This window comes from Pseudomonas sp. W2-17, assembly GCF_041060445.1.
Taxonomy (GTDB): domain Bacteria; phylum Pseudomonadota; class Gammaproteobacteria; order Pseudomonadales; family Pseudomonadaceae; genus Aquipseudomonas.
The window spans coordinates 45,725-64,862 of record NZ_JAUFNS010000002.1 but is presented as its reverse complement, the minus strand read 5'-3'; the positions used below and the strand labels follow the sequence as shown (position 1 = coordinate 64,862).

The window sequence follows — 19,138 nt, the reverse complement described above, 5'->3', positions numbered from 1 at the left end:
ACGTGGCTTGAGTGCCCGTAATTATTCCGACGCAATGAACGCATTAATCGTTCAGAGAATTTGATAACGCGCCGCTGTCAGGTCATGTGTTGCAAGTCTGGGGACTGCAGCCGCTCACTGTTGCAGTGACTCGAACCAGTCCCGATAGGGCGTATTCACAGCTTTATAGCGATTGAAGTCTGCCGCACCGTCCGACCACCACACCGGGCCGCGTTCGCCCAGTGCAATCTTTGCCGCGTTGACCGAGGCGCGAGCCGCCTTGAGCGCGTCAGCATCTTCGGCGCGCTTGGCGGCTTTGACCGCTTGCCGGGCCTTCATCAGCGCGTTGACCCACTGCTGCCGCTCTTCTTCGCCAAGGGCGGGGTTGCTGCATCGCCACAGTTGGCCCTTGACCACGAAATAGCGACCGTCCGGCGTGGTCGGATAGATCACTGGATCCGCGTCACCGTCAGCACCACGGCGGCAATGCGGTCAGCTTCCTGATAGGTCTCGGTTTCCAGCTCTTCGCCGAACACGTCGGGGTCCATCTCGCGATAGGACCAGGCGAGGTCGGGACGGTCGACAAGCTTGCGCGCCTGCTCAAGGAACAGGTCAACGCCGTCCACCGAAGGCGCACCGGTGTACAGCAAGACGCTGCCGCCCGGGGCCAGTCGCTCGATGGCTTGGGCCAGAATGCGCACGGAAAGCTCCGAACCCAGCTGATCGCCACCGTGACGGTAGGCGCGTTCCTGGCTGTCTTTCATGTAGGGCGGGTTGGCGACGATCAGGTCGAACTCGCCCGTGGTGCCCGCCAGAATGTCGCTGTGGTAGGCGACCACGTTGCCGGCATTGGCCAACGACGCGTTGACAGCAGTAAAGCGCAAGGCAGTCGGGTTGATGTCCACGGCCAGCACACTGGCATCCCGACGGGCACGGCCGATCAATATCGCGCCGACGCCACTGCCGCAGCCGATGTCGACGGCAGTGCGAATCGGGTGCGTGGAGGTGCGCAGATGCTCTTCGATGGCCTGGGCGAAGCGATACGTGTCGGGTCCGAAGAACACCGAGTCGTGGGCCACGGTGGGGAAGGCGGAGTGGACGAACAGCAAATCGTCGAGGCTCGACCACCGCACGTCGCTGACCCACAGGCCAGCATGGGCACGGAGTACACCGGCGGCAAGCAAGGTTTCGAGCTCGGACTCGTCCAGCAAACCGGTTTCGAAAGGGCGGCTCCAGCCGAAGACGTCGCGCAGGCTACGGGCTTTTCGGTTCTGCTCACGTCCGTTGACGCGCTGATGGGTCAAGGGTGTGACCGTCATGAAACGATAGTGATCAGCCTGCAGGCGTTGGCCCAACCGCAGCAGCGCCAGGTCGTGGCTTTCGTCGGTCATTTCCGGGGTATCGAGTGTCGGCTCGAGCACTGTCTGCTGGTTCATCGTGTCAGGCTTCCTTGCGCCAACTGGCGGGCATAGATTCGGGTGGCCGCCAGACCTTCCGGCGTTGGATGGGAATCGGGAGCGATCAGCTCAACCAGTTTTTCCAGGGGCAGGGAAGGGGCGTTGCGCGGTTGTACGACATCGGTTGCGACCACGTGGCGGCGACGAAAGCGGGTGCGGAACGGATTGCTCTGCTCGGCGGCCTGCCAGTCACCGGCGATCCAGTCCTTCAGCAGTTGCATTTCATAACCGCTGAACACGCCGAACATCACCGCGCCGGGGCCGTCGATCAGTTGCCAGAAACGGCTGTCCTGCGGGTCTTGATTGCGCTTGATCCAGCCGCGATCTTCCAGCGCACTCAGCAGCTGACGGCTCTGGCCAGGGGTGGCGAGCCAGTCATTGATCGTGCGACCTTCGAGGCGGCAATAATCCGAATGCATGTGCTGGCCGAAGGTGCTTTTGGTCTCCAGCATCGAGACCACTTCTTCTTCCAGATCGAACGCGCGGACGATATCGGTCGAACCAATGCCCAGATCGTTGAGCAGGTAGCCTGCGCGCAGACGCTGGAGAAATTCATCCTTGCTGTCGTCGTTCGGCAGCAGATCCAGTACGGCCTGTACCGCCTTGTGGGCATGGCCGGAGCTGGCGTTGTCGATGGTCACGTGCAGGGTGAAGTAATACGGATCGATGCCCAGCTCACTTAGCTCGAAGGCGGTAATCAGCAAATGCAGCGGCAGTTGTTCGTAGCCGAGGTTGTAGCCCAGCACTTCTGGCAGGAACTCGTCGCTCAAGTGGCCGAGACCCAGTTGAATCGCGCCCTGCAAATACAGCGAATCGTCCAGCTGCGCGATGGGCGCGCAGTCGTGTTCGGTGAGCAGATTGCGGTACAGCACGACGTGGTTCAGCGCAGGCTCACCGTCGCCCAGCTCTTCAAGGTAGGTGCGGATCAGGCCGTGATAGCGCCAGTCATTGGCATGCTTCACCGTGCCGTACAGCCAGGCGCCGTCCACCAGTTTGCTCGGCGCAACGCTTTGCAGGAAATACAGAGCGTGGGCCTTATTGGTAAAGAATTTACGGGGCCCACCGGCGCGGCGCTCCTCCAGATAGACGCGATATTGCTCGGCCACGGAATGACTGTTGCTGGCCACCCATGCCGACAGATCATTCAGGTCAGCAGGCAGATTGGACGGCAGCGTCTTCGCGATTTCCAGTTGCTCCTGGAGAAAATCACGGACGTTATCCCGCTCGGCTTCTACCTGTCCGCGCAGCAGACGGGAGTACAGCGAGTGGTGGGCGCCGTTGGATAAGTGCGCCGTGGCAGAACGCTCGGAAAGAAGCTGTAAAGAGGTCATGGGTAGCCTGCTGACTTTTCTTGATATGTAGGTCAGAGGGAGGCGGTTCGCGAAAATTCAATCGAGTTGCAGGGCAGTCGATGATCGACACCCGTGGCGGATGAATGGCCGGGATCTGTACTCAAATGACGATCACTGGATTCAGGATCGTACAAGGACGGGCCCCCGTGCCGAGGGTCGGATAGACGACCTCGCGCCGTTTTCGCCTCACCGTGTAGACTTCGGCCATTCAACAAACACCGAACCTGTGGGAGTGAGCTTGCTCACGAAGGCGCCGTTCCAGCCCCTGAAGATTCACTTAATGTCCTGGCCTCTTCGTGAGCAAGCTCACTCCCACATGAACCGCAGCAACCCCGGGAGTTTGCGGTGCGCATAACCCCCATTCCCGTCTAAAGCCGGTCCCACCTTCCGGGTTCAGTCAGTGACACTGGATGCACGGGATGCACGGGATGCTTTCAGCGGGACTGGTTTTAGCCGGGAAGGGGCCGGCAGGTGCGCTATCCATCAAAAAAAACGGCCTCCATTGCGGAGGCCGTTGTTGTGTTTACGCGATCAATCAGGCAACCAGGTCAGTGACGTGCAGCTCCTTGACGCCCACCAGCTGGATTTCGAAATCCGGGGTGGCGTCGGCGTTGATGCTGCCGTAGAGGATCCCGTCGGCAAAGCGTATCTGCCCGGTCGCGTCATTGCTGTCGAAGGCGTTGCTGCCAATGAAGGTAAACGCGTCGATCCCCGGTGTCTGCGGATTGGCGTCCAGGGCGCTGAAATCGAGCAAGTCGCCCTCGGCGCTCTTGAAGCCATTGATCACGTCGCGCAACGCACCGACGCCCATGTCGGCGACGGAGTCGAACACGTAGGTATCCGCCCCGGTGCCGCCAGTGAGCGAATCGGTACCCGCGCCGCCGATCAAACGGTCGTTGCCCGAGCCGCCGATCAGCGTGTCATCGCCGGCACCGCCGTTGAGCACGTTGGCGCCGCTGTTGCCGGTCAGGCTGTCGGCGAAGGCGCTGCCGATCAGGTTCTCGACGCTCTTCAGCGTGTCCAGGCCCGAGCCGCCGGTGTTCTGCTGGGCAGAGGTCGACAGCGTGGCGGTGATGCCGGCCTGCGCGCCAACGTAAGACACGGTGTCGTTACCGTCCCGCCCGTCCAGCACGTTGTTGCCGCTGCCGGCGAACAGCACGTTGTCCAGCGCGTTGCCGATGCCATTGGCCGCATCGAGGCTGTCGATGTACAGGTTTTCGACGTTGGCGCCCAGGGTGAACGTTGCCAGGGTGCTGTGCACGCTGTCGATGCCGCCGGAGACGCGATCGGTGTTGGTTTCGATCACGCTGTCGCCGCTGTTGTCGACGTAGTACGTGTCGTTGCCATTGCCGCCGCTCATGCTGTCGGCGCCGCCGGCGCCATCAATCACGTTGTCGGCCGCATTGCCGGTGATGAAGTTGCGGAGGTCGTTGCCGTTGCCGTCGATCGCTGAAACACCGGTGAGCACCAGGTTTTCCAGGTTCGCGCCGAGGGTCCAGCTGACCGACGCCTGCACGGTGTCGATCTGCGACGGCGAGTCACTGCTTTCGGTGACGCTGTCGAAAGCGTTATCGACGATGTAAATGTCGTTGCCGTCGCCACCGCTCATGCTGTCGGCGCCAAGGTCGCCGTCCAGCGTGTCGTTGCCGGACGAGCCCACCAGCGTGTCGTCCTGGTCGGTGCCGAAGATCATGCCGCCTTCGTTCTGCGCACCGTCGAAGATGGCATGCACACTGTTGTTGTCGCTTGGGTCACCGTGGAAGCCCAGGTCGTCGGCGATGTAGTCGGCCAGACGCTGACCGACGATCTCGGCGGACTCTTCGTGCAAGTGCCAGACGTCGTCAGGGTAGACCAGCGGGTCGACTTCGTGGCGCAGGGGCAGGTCGGTGTAATCCACCGCAATCTTCACATCGTCACGCTGGGCAGCGATCGCTTCCTGGGTGGCGCGGACATAGCCGACACCTTCGACGATGCCGGCGATCTTCTCTTCCGAGAAACCGCGGGCGCGGGCCGCGTCCTGGTCGTAGTGACCGGTTTCCATCATGTACACGTTGAAGTTGCCGAACTGCGCGTGCAGGTAATCGAACACCGACAAGGTCGCCGCCTTGTACGCCGCCGCCGCCGCATCCTTGTCCGAAGCGCGGGCGATTTCCTGTGCCGCTTCCTCGCCCTGGCCCCAGATGATGCCCATGGTCACGTTGTCGATCGACTTCAACTCGGTGAGCTGGTCGTTCAGCAAGGCCACGGCGCGCAACAGGGCCGGGCCCGGTTGGTCGGTGTCGGTCAGCCACCAGCACAGCTTCAATTCTTCAGGGCCGAGGGTCGACAGGCCGTTGACCGTGCTGCCGCCCACCGCGATGTCGATGCCATTGCCGTCGGCGTCGTTGAACTGGCTGCGCACGTCGTAGGTGGTGTACTTGCTCAAACCGTCCACCAGCATGGTGGTGCCGGACTGGCTGTCGTCTTCGGTCATGCGCAGCAGACGTGCGTTGGACTGGCCGAGGGTCGGCAGGAACAGAATGTCCTGGTCGGCCCGGGAGCCGAACACGAAGTCGTCCGCCGTCAGGGTATTCATGTAGTTGCCGCTCAAGGCGATCTCGAAGCGGTGACCGTCAGCATCGGGGACGCTGGATTTGATGTAGGTCTTGTCGCCAGCGGCATTCAGGCTCAGGTACAGCGTGCCGTTGCTGCCATCGCCCAGGCCGAGAAAGCCCAGGGCGGAGACGTCGATCTTGTCCACGCCGTGGGTGAAATCGTAGATCGTGTCGGTGGCTGTCACCCCTCCAGTGTTGTAGTCGCGGTAGCTGTCCTGAACGCTGGTGTAGCGGAAGGTGTCGGCACCGTCGCCGCCGTACAGCGAGTCGCGACCAGCGCCGCCGTCGATGATGTCTGCCCCTGCGCCGGCGCGAATGGTGTCGTTGCCGCCCAGGCCGAGGATCAGGTCGGCGCCTGCGGTGCCGGCGATCGTTTCGCCGTTGTCGGTGCCGGTGATGGTGCTGGCCGGCGCATCGGCAACGGCGAGGGCAAAGCTGTCACTGACCGACGCGCCCGACGGGTCGGTGGCCTTGATCAATAGCGTGTAGTTGCCGGAGGCCGTGCTGGTCGGCGTGCCGCTGAAGGTCAGGCGGGTGCTGTCGAAGCTGAGCCAGTCGGGCAGGGCGCTGCCATCGGCCAGGGTCGCGGTGTAAGTCAGCGCGTCGTTGTTGGCGTCGGAGAAGCTGTTGCTGGTGACCGCGTAGGTGAACGGCGAGTTTTCCGTCGCGTTCTGGTCCAGCAGTGGAATCACCACCACCGGCGCCACGTTGGGCGGCAGGTTCTGGCTGGCAAAGACGAAGTGACTGGCGTTGAGGCTGCCGGCCAGATTGCCCGCGAGTGACAGCTCGAAACGGTTGCCGTTGGCGTCTGCCACGCTGTCCTTGACGTAGGTGCGGTTGGTGCTGGCGTTGTAGGACACCTGCAGCGTGCCGTTGAGGCCGTTGCCCAGACCGGTGTAGCCCAGGCCCGAGACGTCGATTTTGTCGGCAGCCACATCGAAATCGAGAATCTGATCGCTGGCGCTGGTGGTCGCCGTGCGGTAGCTGTCCTGGGTGGAGGTGAAGCGGAACACGTCCGCCCCCGCACCGCCGGTGAGTTTGTCGGCACCGGCGCCACCGATGAGGACGTCGTTGCCGTCGCCGCCGTTCAGGGTGTCATTGCCCGCGCCGCCGAAGATCTGGTCGTTACCGGTGGTGCCGGTCAGCGTGTCGTTGCCCGGCGTGCCGTTGATCACGCCCGGCGTTACCGGCACGTCCTGCACGGCGAGGGTAAAGCTGTCGCTGACGGTGGCGTTGCTGGCGTCGCTCGCGGTGATCTTGATCGCGTAGGTACCCGACGCCGTGTTGCCCGGGGTGCCGCTGAAGGTGCGGGTCGCGGCGTCGAAGATCAGCCAGGTCGGCAGGGCGGTGCCGTCGGCCAGGGTTGCGCTGTAGCTGAGGGTGTCATTGTCCGGATCGGTGAAGCTGGTGCCGGGCACGACGTAGCTGAACGGCGTGTTCTCGGTGGCGTTCTGGTCCAGCAGCGGGTTGGCGACGACGGGCGCCTGATTGACCGTCGGGGCGGTGGCGAAGACGAAGTTGGCGCTGGTCAGTTTGTCGAGGTAATTGCCCACGAGCGCGACTTCGAAGCGGTTGCCTTCGGCATCGGCGGTCAGCGATTTGATGTAAGTCTTGTCGCCGGCGTCGTTGAGCACTGCGTACACGGTGTTGTTCATGCCGTCGGCAAGGCCGGTGAAGCCCAGCTTGGAGAGGTCGATCTTGTCGGCGGTGACGTCGAAATCGGTGATCACGTCACCCAGATTCGCGCCGCCGGCGTTGTAGTTGCGGTAGCTGTCGATGCGGCTGGAGAACACAAAGGTGTCCGCCCCGGCGCCGCCACTGAGGGTGTCCTGGCCGGCGCCGCCGTCGAGACGATCGTCCCCGGCGCCGCCCGCCAGGCTGTCGTTGCCGGCCAGGCCCAGCAGCGTGTCGGCCCCGTCAGTGCCCTGCAGCGAGTCGTTGCCGGTGGTGCCGGTGAGGGTGCGGTTGAAGATGAAGTTGTCGGCAGTCAGCGCGCTGACCAGGTTGCCGGCCAGGATCAGCTCGAAGCGATTGCCGTTGGCGTCGGCATCGTAATCCTTGATGTAAGTGCGGTCGTTGCTGGCGCTGTAGCTGATCTGCAGGGTGCCGCCACGGCCGTTGCCCAGCCCGGTGAAGCCCAGGCCGGCGAGGTCGATCTTGTCCTGGGTCGGGTCGAAGTCGGTGATGGTGTCGTCGAAGCTGGTGGTCGCGGTGCGGTAGCTGTCGGACTCGCTGGTGAAGCGGAAGATGTCCGCGCCTGCGCCGCCGGTGAGCTTGTCGACCCCGGCGCCGCCGATGAGGATGTCGCTGCCGCCACCGCCGTTGACGGTGTCATTCCCCGCGCCGGCGTAGAAGATCTCGTTGGCGTCGCTGCCCAGCAGGGTGTCGTTGCCGTCGGTGCCCTGAACCGCCACCACTGGCACGGTGGCGCTGACGTAGCTGCCATCGCCATACACCAGGGTGTCGCCCTTGGTGGTGTGGGTGATGGTGTTGCCGATGATGGCGTTGCGGTCGGTGCCGTCTTCGTTGCGCTCGGCGACGCCGTAGGTCGACAGGGCGCTGCCGTTGATGGTGTTGCCCTGAACGGTGTTGTCGCTGCCGTTGTAATACTTGCCGGAAACGCCCTTGGTGTCGTCGTAGGACTGGATGATGATTTCCGGTACGCCGCCGCCCAGTGAGTTGTTGCTCAGGGTGTTGTTGATGACGTCGACGTTGTTGCTGCCGTAGATGCGAACGCCGGCGCTGGCGTTGTCGTGGATATCGACACCGGTCATGGTGACCTCGCTGGAGAGCTTGATCAGCACGCCTTCGGCGCCGTTGCCATAGACCTCACCGCCGGTGATGGTGATGTTGTTCGGCGAAGGAATGTTCTCGCTGCCGCGCTGCACGACGATGCCGCCACCGCCGTTGCCGTAGGCGACGTTGTTGCTGAGGGTGAAATCGTGGCTGCTGGTGACCACGTTGAAACCGTGGCGATCGTTGTCGTAGGCGATGTTGTTTTCGAAGGTGCTGTCGCTGAGGAAGTCAGCGACGAAGCCGTCCAGGCCGTTGCCGTGGGACACGCTGTTCTTGATGACCATGTTCACGGTCTGTTCGTGGGGATCAAAGCCGTAACCGGAGCAGTCCTTGATTTCCACGCCATCGAGGGTGACGTTGGAGTCGTAACCTTCCTTGCCCGGGATGTAGCCGTTGAACCAGCCGTCGATCTTGCCGGTGGTGTTGTCCCGGTTGCCGTCGATGGTCAGGTTGCTCAGCCCGAAGTCGTGGGTCTCTTCGCCGTAGGCGGAGCGAATGACACCGGTGATTTTCGTGTCGGAACCGTCCGCGACCTTGATGTTGGAGACGCCCATGCCGTCGCCGTACATGTAGACGTTGCTCTTGAGCATGAGGCAGCCGTCGGACGGTTCCTCGCCGCCTGACACGATGTAGGTCCCGGGGGGTACATAGACTTGTCCTCCGCCCGCCGCCGCAGCTGCATCAATCGCTTGTTGGATGGCCGCGGTGTCGTCAGAGACGCCATCTCCCTTGGCGCCAAAATTTTGGACGTTAAAAATCATGTACTTATCTCCGGTCACAGGCTGAGGTCACGCTGCGTGCCAATTTCCAATCGGCACTGCAGCAGGTATGACCTACCTGAACGGAAAAGTTGTCGCCGTATGTCGGGAAACCGTCGTTTGGTGACGATCGGCACATTTGGGCGGTTATAGGTGTCACGTAATTGACGTTTGGGGGGATATGCTTTTCTGGCACTTTTGGAGATATGAGGATGCTGCGGGCGAGGATGATCGCTTGGCAGGCCGGCTTCAGCCGGGAAGAGACCCGTGTGTGCACCCTCGATTCTGCGGTGTAAACGCCGACGTCTTCCCGGCTAAAGCCAGTCCCACAATGTTCGCGTTAGCCGTTCCTGCTATGGGTTAGCGGGCCTATTAGGCCACTTCAGCGGGGGCGCAGCGCAGGCAGTCGCGGCCTTCGCCTTTAGCGACGTAGAGCGCCTTGTCGGCCATGGCGATGAGCACTTCGGCGCTGGTCTGGGGTGCGCTGGCGATGGCGACGCCCAGGCTGATGGTGACTCTGGCGCCGTCGCCCAGCACCGGGTGGGGCACGTTCAGCGCGGCGACCGCCGAGCGCAGGTTTTCCGCCAGGGCCCTGGCCTGGGCCGGGTGGGCGTGGGTCATGAGCACGAGGATTTCCTCGCCGCCGAAGCGGAAGGTCAGGGCGTTGGCTTTCTGCGCCGTGCGCTGGATCACGCCACTCAGCAACCGCAGGCAGGTGTCGCCCTGCAGGTGCCCGTAGTTGTCGTTGTAGGATTTGAAGTGATCGATGTCCAGCAGGATGACTGCGACATTCATGGGCGTCTGCGCCGCGCGGCTCCACAGGGAGGCCAGCACCTCGCCCTGAAAACGCCGGTTGAACAATTGTGTCAGCGAATCGATGCGCGCCAGTTCCACCAACTTCGATTGCAGCAACCGCCCGCGCAACGCAAAGAGATAACTCAAGCGGCTGCCGTGTTCCAGAAACCACGACGCCATCATCAGCAACGCCGCAGTGGAGAAGAACAACAGCGCATTGGCTTGCCAGATCTGAAAGTCGGCGAACTCAGCGAGGTAAGTGGTCACCAGCTGAATGACCAGCATGCAGGCCATGGCCACCGCCGCGCAGCGCACCGGCACCTGCTGGATCACCGTGCAATACACCATGATCAGCAGCATCCCCAACTGATAGTGCAAGCGGAACGGACTTTCGCTGTAGATCATCGCAATCAGCGGCATCACCGAACACAGCACGGTGCCGACGGCTGCCGTTGTTTCGACAACGCGTCGGGTTCTGGCGCGCTGCGCGATGATCAACAGGATGAGGAAGATCGGCGTCATCAGGCACACACGGCCCAGCGCCACGTAGGTAAACATGTCGTTGAGGCTGAGCCAGTCGCTGACCATGAACAGGTTGTAGATGAGGATGCCGCCAATGCCCACCGCCGTCAGAAATTGCCGGCGTTGCTCGATCGTCTCGGCCTCGTAACGCCGTTCCAGCTCGGGACTGAAACGCAGGCTGCGAAAACGCGATGCGATGGTGCGATCGACCTCGGCCAGAAGTTGCGCGTCATTGGGGTCAGGTCGATCGAGGACAAAGGAAAGCATGTTGCACCAAAGGGCTGGGTTGACCGGACTATGACATCATCGGTGATGGCTTAGTGCCATCATTTCGTCGGCGCGCTGTTTTCGCAAGGACTGACCGATCAAGCGTCAGGTTTGCGATGAACAGCGCTCCGTCTTGCCTCAGATACGGAAACTGCCCACCAGCTGTGTCAAACGCACCGACTGGCGTTCCAGGTCGGAACAGGCGCGCAACGTGGCCTGCAGGTTTTCCACGCCTTCCTGGTTCAGTGTGTTGATCTCGGTGATGTCGACGTTGATCGCTTCGACCACCGAAGTCTGCTCCTCGGTGGCGGTGGCGACCGACTGGTTCATCGCGTCGATCTCGCCGATGCGCACGGTCACGCTTTCCAGGCTGGTGCCGGCCTGATTGGCAATGCTCACGCTTTCATGGCTCTCGCGCTGGCTGTCATTCATGATCGCCACCGCTTCACGGGCGCCGTGCTGCAGCTCCTCGATCATTTTCTGCACCTGGCTGGCCGACTCCTGAGTGCGGTGCGCCAGGCTGCGGACCTCGTCAGCGACCACGGCGAACCCGCGTCCGGCTTCCCCGGCACGCGCCGCTTCGATGGCGGCGTTGAGGGCCAGCAGGTTAGTCTGCTGGGAGATGCCGGTGATGACTTCGAGAATCTGCCCGATGTTGGCGGTCTTGGTGTTGAGCTGTTCGATCTGCTCGCTGGCGCCGCTGATGCGCGTCGACAAACGGTTCATCGCCTGAATGTTCTGAACGACCACGGCCTGTCCACTGGACGCCATATTGCGTGCGTCGCTGGAATGCCCGGACGCCATGGCGGCGTTCTGCGCGATCTCCTGCGCCGCAGCGCCCAGCTCGTTGATGGCTGCCGCCACACTGCTGGTGCGGTTGGCTTGCTGGTCGGAGTTCAGCATCGAAGAGTTCGACGCGCTGACCACGCGCAGCGCGACTTCGTTGAGCTGCACGGTGGAGGAGGCCACTTCGCGCATCGAGTCATGGATCCGCTCCACGAACAGGTTGAAGCCGTTGCCCAGGTAACCGAATTCGTCCTGGCTGAGGATTTCCAGGCGCTTGGTGAGATCGCCTTCACCTGCCGCGATGTCGTGCATGGCGCGGCCCATGGTGTTCAGCGGACGCATCAGCACGCTGAGCAACACGCCCAGCAGCGCAATGATCAGCACCACGGCGATGATCGTGGCGACGATCGCCGAGTTACGGAAATCGCCCAGTGCGGCGTAGGCCTGGGCCTTGTCCACCGCGATGCCGACGTACCAGTTGACCGACGGCAGACCGTCAACGTGAGCAAAGGTGACGACTTCGGTCTTGCCGGCGTGCTCGCTTTCGCTGACGTCTTCAGACAGGCGCGGCGTAGCGTTCGGGTAGACCTCGGCCAGGGTTTTCATCACCAGCGAGGTGTCCGGATGCACGAGGATGCGGCCGTTGGCGTCGACCAGAAAGGCATGGCCGTCGTTCTGCAGGCGCAGCGCGCTGATCATCTTCACCAGCACTTCCAGGCTCAGGTCGCCGCCCGCGACGCCGACGACTCCGGAAGGACCTTTGACCGGCGTGGCGATGGTCACGATCAGGCCCTTGGTCACGGCGTCCAGATAGGGCTCGGTCAGGGTGGTCTTGCCGGCCTTCAGCGCATCGGTGTACCACGGGCGGGTGCGCGGGTCGTAATCCCCGGGCATGTCGTCAGGCGGTTGCGTCACAAACGAGCCATCGGCCTTGCCGAGGTAGATGCTCATGAACGTCGAGATGAGCGTTGGCTGACCGAGCAGGCGGTTGAACACCTCAGGCGACGGCGAGACGGCGGCGCCCTCGGCGACGTTTTCCACTAGCAGGATGCGTCCCGACATCCAGTTCTGGATATTACCGGCCGTACTTTCGCCCATCTGGTTCAGACTTTCCCTTAACTGATCCCGGATGGCGTTGCGTTGCAGATAATCGTTGTAGAGGGTGAATAAAGTAAATGCAGCGATTACCACCAGCGAGGCCGCCAGCAGGATTTTGTGGCTGAATTTCAGGGATTTGGTCATGCCGTACGAGCCTTCAAGCGATTGCAGGGAAAGGATTGCAGTCTGTCTGCCGGTCTATCGGCGGGCGGCGCGATAGATGAATGCCTCCCTGCGCAATCAGGCCTCTGTTTGACTGGAATCTGACAATCGGTCGTGGCTGTAAGGACCGCCTGTCACATTCGGGTGGTAGGCAACGGGTGTGCAAGGCCGGGATTAAGTGTGGCTTGACGCGTGCGGCTATCAGCTTGCAGCGCCATTCGCACGGCCCCGGCGCGCAGTCGAGCAGTGAGAGGCTCGATGGTAGGCCCTGGCAAATGTTGGAAACTGATCGGAAAAATTGAGGCTCAGCAGAAGAAATATCCGCTTTTACTGCACCCGATTAAGGCCAACAATCGGGCATCCCATTCCCGTCCCCAAGGATCGACCATGAGCCTCTCGCCCTTCCATCTCGCCATTCCCGTCTACGATCTCGCCGCCGCGCGCCACTTCTACGGCGACGTATTCGGTCTTTCCGAAGGCCGCTCCAGCGAGCAATGGGTCGATTTCGATTTCTACGGTCACCAACTGGTCATCCACGAGCACCCGAAAACCACCTCCCAGGAATCCGTGCATTCCAACGCAGTGGACGGCCACGACGTGCCGGTCCCGCACTTCGGCATCATCTTGCACTGGGAAGAATGGGAGGCGCTGGCGGAGCGTTTGCGCGGCCGGGAAACCCGGTTCGTGATCGAACCCTACATCCGCTTCCAGGGCCAGGTCGGCGAGCAGGCCACCATGTTTCTGTTCGATCCGTGCGGCAACGCGCTGGAGTTCAAGGCGTTCAAGGACATGAGCCAATTGTTCGCCAAGTGACCCGGCCTTGCCAGCGGGCGCTTGCCAGAAGCGCCTGTTTTCGTTTCAGCCGCATCGCTTTCACTTCAACTTACCTGTCCAGCGGCCGATAAACCGATTCAGCATCTCTTAATGATCGGATCGGACTGGAATACTTATGCTCACTGCGATGAACAGGATGCTGGAAAACATCAGCGTCAGATCCAAGCTGTCTCTGGGCTTTGGCGCAGTGCTGGTGTTGACCTTATTGATAGCGCTGGCAGGTTGGTCCGGGATCGGCGGACTGAGTAAGAGGGGCGACCGGATCCTCGACATCGCAACACTCAACGACCTCACGCGGGACATGCGCATTGCGCGCTTGTCCTACACGCTCAATTACGATGCAGAGCACGCCGCTGTGGTGGTCAAGGCGCTGGACAACCTCGACAGTCACCTGGCGTACTGCCGCGCCAATTTCGATTCGGCGCTTAATATTCCCCATATTCAGTCGGCGACGGAGGCGGTCAAGCGCTACCGCGCGCACTTCAGCGACTACGTTCAATCTGTGCAGAATCGCGAGGCCTCCCGTGGGATTTTCGGCAGCAATGCGGACGCCGCGGTGGAGCAATTGCAGAAGATTGAGGCCGCTATTTCCGCGAACGGCGACGCTGCACAGACCGCTGCGGTGGTGAAGGCGCAGGCCTTGGTCGAGCAGGCGCGCTTTCAATTGCGCGGCTACACCTACAGCCTCAAACCCGAGCTTGAAGCACCGGCCAAAAAGGCGATTGCTGACGCCCGCGCGTACACCACGGTGCTTGGCCAGGCGCTGCCTGCGGCACAAGGCGATGCCATCCAGCGTCTGGGTTCGGCCCTCGACGCCTATCTGCTGACCGTGAGCCAGTTCAGTGAGGCCCAGGCGGGCGCCGCCAAGGCCCAGCTGGGCCTGAACGATGACATCGCCAATCTGTTCGCCGCGAGTAATGCACTGGCAAAAAATCAGGCGGTATTGCGCGGCCAAGACGTGGACCATGCTCGGAACGTGTTGGGCGGCGCGACACTGGGCGCATTGATCCTCGGCATTCTGGCGGCCTGGCTGATCACTCGCCTGATTGTCCTGCCCTTGATGGACGCGCTTCGCACCGCCGAGCAGGTGGCCGGTGGCGACCTGACAAATGCCCGTGTGGTGTCGCGCAAAGACGAACTTGGCATGTTGCAACGCAGCATGGCGCGGATGACGGTCAACCTGCGCGAACTGATTGCCGGGCTGCGCAATGGCGTGACGCAGATCGCCAGTGCCGCCGAGGAACTGTCAGCGATCACCGAGCAAACCAGTGCGGGCGTCAACAGCCAGAAGATCGAGACCGATCAGGTGGCGACGGCCATGAACGAGATGGCGGCCACGGTGCAGGAAGTTGCACGCAACGCGGAAAACGCTTCCGATGCCGCAGCCACCGCCACCCGCGAGGCCCGTGATGGCGACGAGGTAGTGCGTCAGGCCATCGACCAGATCGAGCGTCTGGCGGCCGAAGTCGGTCACTCGACGGTGGCAATGGCGGACCTGAAAACCGAGAGTGGCAAAATCGGCAGCGTTCTTGACGTCATCAAGTCAGTCGCTCAGCAGACCAACCTGCTGGCGTTGAACGCCGCCATCGAGGCTGCGCGAGCGGGCGAGGCGGGAAGGGGCTTCGCCGTGGTCGCTGACGAGGTGCGCAGCCTGGCCCAGCGTACCCAGTCCTCCACTGAAGAAATCGAGCAACTGATCACAGGTTTGCAGAGCGGCACTCAGCAGGTGGCGGGGATCCTTGAAAACAGTCGCGTGCTGACTGACAGCAGTGTCGAACTGAGCCGCCGTGCCGGGGTTTCACTGGGGGGCATCACCCGCTCGGTGCAGTCCATCGAGTCGATGAACCAACAGATTGCCGCTGCTGCTGAAGAGCAAAGCGCTGTCGCCGAAGAAATCAACCGCAGCGTGATGAGCGTCCGCGAAGTCTCCGAGCAGACCTCGGCCGCCAGTGAACAAACCGCGGCGTCCAGTGTTGAGCTGGCACGGTTGGGCGTGCACTTGCAGACGTTGGTCGGGAAATTCAAGGTGTAACCGCCGAAGCGCACTTGCGCGACGGGCAATGGCCTCAGCCTGCGCGGGGGAGCGCGTCCACGATGCAGCTTCTGAACAACTCCAGCAGCGGCGTGTGCCGCTGCAGGTATTTGCTCACCAGCACGATCTCGCGGAAGAAGGTCAGCTCACCGAGGTCGATGATCCGCACGTCCTCCGCATGCTCCAGCCATAACCCGGCCATGGGCACCAGCGCCACGCCCAACCCGGCGCGGACCATCTTGACGATGGCGTCCAGCTCATCGAGCTCCAGGGTTTGCCGCACCTCAAGTTTGCGCTCGCGCAGGAACTGCGTGACCCGGCGGCCGCCGAACGAGCGCTGATCGTAGCGAATGAAAGGGTGGTCGCTGAGGATCTGCCGAGGGTCGTCGCCCTGCATGCCGGATGGCGTGATGAGCACGAACGGTTCTCTGGCGAGGACCTCGGCGTGCAGCTCTTTGGGCAGGGCGAACGGCGGTTTGATCATGATCGCCAGGTCGAGCTCGCCGGCGTCCACCTGACTGAGCAGGTTCAACGAAACCCCCGGCACCAGACTGGCTTCAATGAACGGCGCCTTGCTGCGCAGCGCCACCAAGGCCTGGGGCAGGATGCCGGTCTGCGCCGTGCTGATGGCGCCGATGCGCAGCGCGCCGCGAAAGTCATTGGCGCTGTCGGGGCTGCCCATGCGCCCGAACAGCTGCAGCATTTCCTCGGCCAGTGCCACGGCGCGTTGTCCGGCAGCGTTGAGGGTGGCGGCGCGGCCGGTGCGATCGAAGAGGGTGACGCCCAGAGCGTCTTCGAGGTTCTTGATCTGCGCGCTCACCGCCGATTGGGTTAGCCCGACCTCGCGTCCGGCCGCCGCAAAGGTGCCTCGACGCGCGACGCAGACGAAGGTTTTCAACTCTCTGATCATCGGCAGGTCCTGGCAGGAAATTCAAATCGGGCAGGGCGCACCCACAGGCGGCCGGCAGCGGATAGTAACCAGTGCCGTCGACAAATAAAAATGCCGCCTCAGCGGCGGCATTTTTTAAGCGGGACGCTTAACGATAGCGTTCCAGCCAGTGCGCGTAGGGCGCAGGCAGGGTCCACGAGGCTTTGTCGACGCCCAGTTCTTTGGCGGCAAAATAAGCCCAATGCGGATCCGCCAGGTGAGCACGGCCGATCGACACCAGGTCCAGCTGACCGTTCTGCACGGCGGCCTGAGCCAGTTTCGGATCGCCAAAACCCCACGCCGAGGTCACCGGGATATCGGCTTCACGGCGTACGCGTTCGGCGATCGGGCCCATGAAGGCCGGGCCCCACGGGATGTTGGTTTCCGGGATGGTGAAACCGACGCTGACGCTCAGCAGATCAAGACCGCCGGCCTTGAAGCGACGGGCCAGTTCGATGGATTCGCTGAGGGTCTGCTCGTCACGGCCGTCGTACTCGATCACACCGAAGCGCGCGGTCAGCGGCAGGTTTTCCGGCCAGACTTCACGCACGGCGGCGAGGGTTTCCAGCAGGAAGCGGCTGCGGTTGTCGAAGCTGCCACCGTAGGCATCGGTGCGCTGGTTGGAGTGTTCGGAGAAGAAGCTCTGGCCCAGGTAACCGTGGGCGAAGTGCAGCTCAATCCACTCAAAGCCGACTTCACGGGCACGGCGTGCAGCGTCGACGAAGTCCTGCTTGACCCGGGCGATGTCGTCCAAGGTCATTGCCTGGGGGACTTTCGGCAGGTTGGCGCCGAAGGCGATGGCCGAGGGTGCGATGGTCTGCCAGCCGCGGGCATCATCGGCGGCCATGTGGTCGTCACCTTCCCATGGACGGTTGGCGCTGGCCTTGCGACCGGCGTGGGCGATCTGGATGCCCGGAACCGATCCGGCTGCCTTGATCGCCTGCACCGCAGGAATGAACGCCTTGGCGTGCTCGTCGCTCCAGATGCCGGCGCAACCCGGAGTGATGCGGCCTTCAGGGGAGACGGCAGTGGCTTCGACAACCACCAGGCCCGCACCACCGCGGGCCATGCTCGCGAGGTGAACGTGGTGCCACTCGTTGATGACGCCGTCGTCTGCTGTGTATTGGCACATTGGAGGGATGGCAATGCGGTTACGCAGGGTCACGTCCTTCAGCGTGAAGGGTTCGAACAATGCAGACATGAAATACTCCTGATGATTGAATTCGCTTGTTCGATAGTATTCGAAATATGGCGAAGAATGAAACCCCTCGGTATGATGCGCGGCATGCGCGCCTTCAAACATCCGTTACCGACCGAACTCACACTTGAGCGTTTGCTTTACGCATTAAGTGACCCCGTGCGCCTCGAAATCGTTCGCTGCCTGTCCTTGGTGGCGGAGGCGACCTGCGGCGAGCTCGACGGCGGACGGCCCAAGTCCAGCATGTCTCACCACTTCCGCGTGTTGCGCGATGCAGGCCTGGTGCACACGCGCAACATCGGCACCACGCACATGAATTCGCTGCGCACCGAGGAGCTGGATATTCGCTTTCCGGGGTTGCTGGGGTGCATTCTGGCTCAGGCGTGAACCGGCGTTTTCAGACGTACGGTGCGGTTTGTAGATCCCCCACTCAGCGCAAACAAAAATGGCCCGATCTTGCGATCGGGCCATTTCATTGGCGGGCTTGAACGTGACGCTTAGACAGCGCCGACGATCTTCGCAGGCGGTTGGGTACGACGACCCATTGCACCGGCACCGGCTGCCACCAGGGCAGAAACCACCAGGGTGATCAGCAGGATCCAGGCGGCGCGGGAAATGTTTTTCGCCGCGACGTCAGCCGCTTCACGGGCTTTCTGTTCGGCCTGGGCTTTCAGCTCCTGGTACTTGGCGTACGCCTGACGGTAGCTGGCCTGGGCCTGATCGACGATCTGGTTGGCTTCGGCGTCGGTCTTGTTGCCACGGGCCTTGATCAGGTTGACGAAGGCCTGACGGTCAGCGGCATCCCACGCCTGGTCGCCCTTGGCTTTCAGACGGTCGAGCAAGCCGCTCAGTTGCTCGTCGGCCTGTTGTGGGGCTTCGGCGCTGCGTTGAGCGGTGTTTTTTGCGTCTTCCTGGGTGGTAGCAACGTCCTGCTTGACCTTGTTCGGGTCCAGCTCAGGCTTGCCGGTCTGGCGCATGGCTTGTTCGATTTCGCCCTGGATATCGTCCAGATTGAAGTCGATGCCTTGGGCGCGCAGCTGCTCCTGGATCTTGCCGCCCACGGCCGGGGCCACTTGCGCAATGCCGCTGCCCACTGCCGACAGGCCGCTGCCCGCCAGATTCAAACCGCCACGCACGACGCCGGTCACGGCGCTGGACACCAGGTAAACGCTGATCAGCGAAACGCTGGCCCAGACCAGAATTCCGTGGAAGGCGCCTTCGCGATGGGCCAAGCGGCCGGCGGCCCAGCCCCCGACGAACAGGGAAATGACCATACTCACACCCAGCCAGATGCCGGTGCCTTTGCCCATGCCCGCCAGCGGATCGGCTTCTTGCAGCGGATCGATGCTGGCGCTGCCAATCGCAGTGCCCAGCAGGCTGAGCATCAGCGAGACCACCAGTGCGAGGACCACACCGGCCAGAATGGCGCCCCAGGAAATACGTTTGAGCAAGGGGGCAACAGCGGTCCCCCGATAGACAGGATCGTCGTAGGCAGCGGGCGTTACTCGGTCATCGCGAATCATAGTGGCAGTTCCTTTGGTCATGGGCAGTACGCAAGACTTGTTGCGCGTACTTCAATG

At 62.4% G+C, this 19,138-nt stretch carries 12 protein-coding genes; 3 read left to right on the top strand and 9 right to left on the bottom strand.

What is annotated here, in order from left to right; genetic code table 11:
- Positions 1-114 precede the first annotated feature (114 nt).
- The 6 genes from QWI20_RS02620 to QWI20_RS02595 all read right to left on the bottom strand — a co-directional run bounded on the left by QWI20_RS02620 (position 115) and on the right by QWI20_RS02595 (position 12,548).
- Complete coding sequence (locus tag QWI20_RS02620; RefSeq protein WP_369304283.1) at positions 115-429, bottom strand: hypothetical protein; 315 nt, start codon at positions 427-429, stop codon at positions 115-117.
- Positions 429-1,370 (bottom strand): methyltransferase, encoded by a 942-nt coding sequence (locus QWI20_RS02615; protein WP_369304282.1) that lies wholly within the window; start codon positions 1,368-1,370, stop codon positions 429-431. Before QWI20_RS02615 ends, QWI20_RS02620 begins: the two co-directional genes overlap by 1 nt.
- Positions 1,371-1,411: 41 nt before the next feature.
- Positions 1,412-2,767: an iron-containing redox enzyme family protein gene (locus QWI20_RS02610; RefSeq protein WP_369304048.1), complete on the bottom strand. Its 1,356-nt coding sequence runs from the start codon at positions 2,765-2,767 to the stop codon at positions 1,412-1,414.
- Between the two features lie 556 nt (positions 2,768-3,323).
- The gene (locus tag QWI20_RS02605) at positions 3,324-8,939 is read right to left on the bottom strand and encodes a putative Ig domain-containing protein (protein ID WP_369304047.1); all 5,616 of its coding nucleotides are present in this window, start codon (positions 8,937-8,939) and stop codon (positions 3,324-3,326) included.
- Positions 8,940-9,308: 369 nt separating this feature from the next.
- A complete protein-coding gene (locus QWI20_RS02600; RefSeq protein WP_369304046.1) occupies positions 9,309-10,520 on the bottom strand; it encodes a diguanylate cyclase in 1,212 nt (403 codons plus the stop codon).
- A 138-nt stretch (positions 10,521-10,658) separates the two neighbouring features.
- Positions 10,659-12,548: a methyl-accepting chemotaxis protein gene (locus QWI20_RS02595; RefSeq protein WP_369304045.1), complete on the bottom strand. Its 1,890-nt coding sequence runs from the start codon at positions 12,546-12,548 to the stop codon at positions 10,659-10,661.
- Between the two features lie 405 nt (positions 12,549-12,953).
- Here QWI20_RS02595 and QWI20_RS02590 point away from each other — a divergent pair, with 405 nt between their 5' ends.
- Together QWI20_RS02590 and QWI20_RS02585 are read left to right on the top strand one after the other, a co-directional pair.
- Complete coding sequence (locus QWI20_RS02590; RefSeq protein ID WP_369304044.1) at positions 12,954-13,379, top strand: VOC family protein; 426 nt, start codon at positions 12,954-12,956, stop codon at positions 13,377-13,379.
- A gap of 136 nt (positions 13,380-13,515) precedes the next feature.
- A complete protein-coding gene (locus QWI20_RS02585) occupies positions 13,516-15,432 on the top strand; it encodes a methyl-accepting chemotaxis protein (protein WP_369304042.1) in 1,917 nt (638 codons plus the stop codon).
- 34 nt (positions 15,433-15,466) lie between these two features.
- Here QWI20_RS02585 and QWI20_RS02580 read toward each other — a convergent pair whose 3' ends face one another.
- Together QWI20_RS02580 and QWI20_RS02575 are read right to left on the bottom strand one after the other, a co-directional pair.
- Positions 15,467-16,342, bottom strand: coding sequence for a LysR family transcriptional regulator (locus QWI20_RS02580; RefSeq protein WP_369304041.1), 876 nt, complete (start codon positions 16,340-16,342; stop codon positions 15,467-15,469).
- Positions 16,343-16,469: 127 nt separating this feature from the next.
- A complete protein-coding gene (locus tag QWI20_RS02575) occupies positions 16,470-17,561 on the bottom strand; it encodes an NADH:flavin oxidoreductase/NADH oxidase (protein ID WP_369304040.1) in 1,092 nt (363 codons plus the stop codon).
- An 84-nt stretch (positions 17,562-17,645) separates the two neighbouring features.
- Here QWI20_RS02575 and QWI20_RS02570 point away from each other — a divergent pair, with 84 nt between their 5' ends.
- A complete protein-coding gene (locus QWI20_RS02570; RefSeq protein WP_369304281.1) occupies positions 17,646-17,945 on the top strand; it encodes an ArsR/SmtB family transcription factor in 300 nt (99 codons plus the stop codon).
- A gap of 110 nt (positions 17,946-18,055) precedes the next feature.
- Here the strand turns inward: QWI20_RS02570 and QWI20_RS02565 are convergent, their stop codons facing one another.
- The gene (locus QWI20_RS02565) at positions 18,056-19,081 is read right to left on the bottom strand and encodes a hypothetical protein (protein WP_369304039.1); all 1,026 of its coding nucleotides are present in this window, start codon (positions 19,079-19,081) and stop codon (positions 18,056-18,058) included.
- Between the last annotated feature and the right edge of the window lie 57 nt (positions 19,082-19,138).